The sequence below is a fragment of the Hydrogenophilus thiooxidans genome, assembly GCF_019049855.1.
Lineage (GTDB): Bacteria > Pseudomonadota > Gammaproteobacteria > Burkholderiales > Rhodocyclaceae > Hydrogenophilus > Hydrogenophilus thiooxidans.
This window is the reverse complement of sequence record NZ_JAHLSY010000056.1, coordinates 1-1278: the sequence shown is the minus strand read 5'-3', so window position 1 is coordinate 1278 and position 1278 is coordinate 1. Positions and strand designations below refer to the sequence as shown.

The 1278-nt window shown below is 61.5% G+C and carries 2 protein-coding genes; both read left to right on the top strand.

The features are described 5' to 3' along the window. On the top strand, positions 1-458 hold a 458-nt coding region (locus KUL93_RS11200), incomplete at its 5' end, for a Mu transposase domain-containing protein (protein ID WP_430408215.1). Continuing rightward, complete coding sequence (istB, locus tag KUL93_RS11195) at positions 446-1225, top strand: IS21-like element helper ATPase IstB (protein WP_217127116.1); 780 nt, start codon at positions 446-448, stop codon at positions 1223-1225. The genes KUL93_RS11200 and istB, both read left to right, overlap by 13 nt. Positions 1226-1278: the final 53 nt, after the last annotated feature.

The following is a 1278-nucleotide window of genomic DNA, read 5'->3' as shown; positions in this document are numbered from 1 at the left end:
AGCGCCACCGGGCGTTTGAAAGCCTGGCGCATCTCAACCAGTTGCTCCAAAAGTGGCTTGCCGAGGTGGCCGACGAGCGGGTGCACGGTACCCACAAAGAGGTCGTGCGCGAGCGCTTCGAAGCGGAACGCGCGCATCTTGCCCCGTTGCCGCCGGTGCGCTTCGATACCAGCTACCGGCAGACCCGACGGGTGGCGCTCGATGCCTTCATCGACGTGCGCGGCAACCGCTACAGCGTGCCCGCACACTTGTGTGGGCAAACCGTATTCATCCACATGGCCCTGGACGGTACGCTCAAAGTGTTCGACAGCGAAGGCACGGTGGTAGCCGAACACCGGCTGCGCCCGAAGCGCACAGGTTGGAGCGTCGTGCCCGAGCACCATGCCCGGCTGTGGCAGGAACTCAAGGTCGAGACCAGAAGCCTGACCGCTTACGCGGAGGCGGCATCATGGAACTGATGCACCTGATGCGCCAACTCAAGATGGAGTACCTGATCGCAAATCTCGACGCCCTGTGCGAACAGGCGGCAAAGCAAGAGCTCGACTACCGCAGCTTTCTTGCCGAGGCCCTGGCCACGGAATGGGCGGGTCGCAACCAAAAAGGGCTGGAGAGTCGCCTCAGGCAAGCCCGTATGCCCTGGATCAAGACGCTCGAGCAGTTTGACTTCGACTTTCAGCCCGCGATCGACCGCAAAGTGATCCGAAGCCTTGCCGGACTGGCGTTTGTGCAGCGGGCAGAGAACGTCATCCTGTTAGGGCCACCGGGCGTGGGCAAGACCCACCTGGCCATCGCGCTTGGCGTGAAGGCTGTCGAAGCGGGTCATCGGGTGCTGTTTCTGACGCTGGAGGAAGTGATGAACCGGCTCAAGCGTGCCCAGCAGGAGAAACGCCTGGAGCGGCAACTGCAGCAGCTTACCTACCCCAAGGTGCTGATCGTCGATGAGATCGGCTACCTGCCGCTTGAACGACAGGAAGCGAGCCTTTTCTTTCGATTGGTGGCCCGACGCTACGAAAAAGGCTCGATCATTCTCACCTCGAACAAAGGGTTTGCCGACTGGGGCGAGATCTTTGCCGACCAAGTGGTGGCCACGGCCATTCTCGACCGGCTGCTGCATCATGCCACCACCCTCAACATCAAGGGCGAGAGCTTCCGGCTCAAGGAAAAGCGCAAAGCCGGGCTCCTGACCAAAGCGGCCAACCTACCCCAACCAGAAGGAGACAGGTAGCCCACCACCTACGGCCTGGGCAGCCAAGCAGCATTCCGTTGAAAACCGGACAT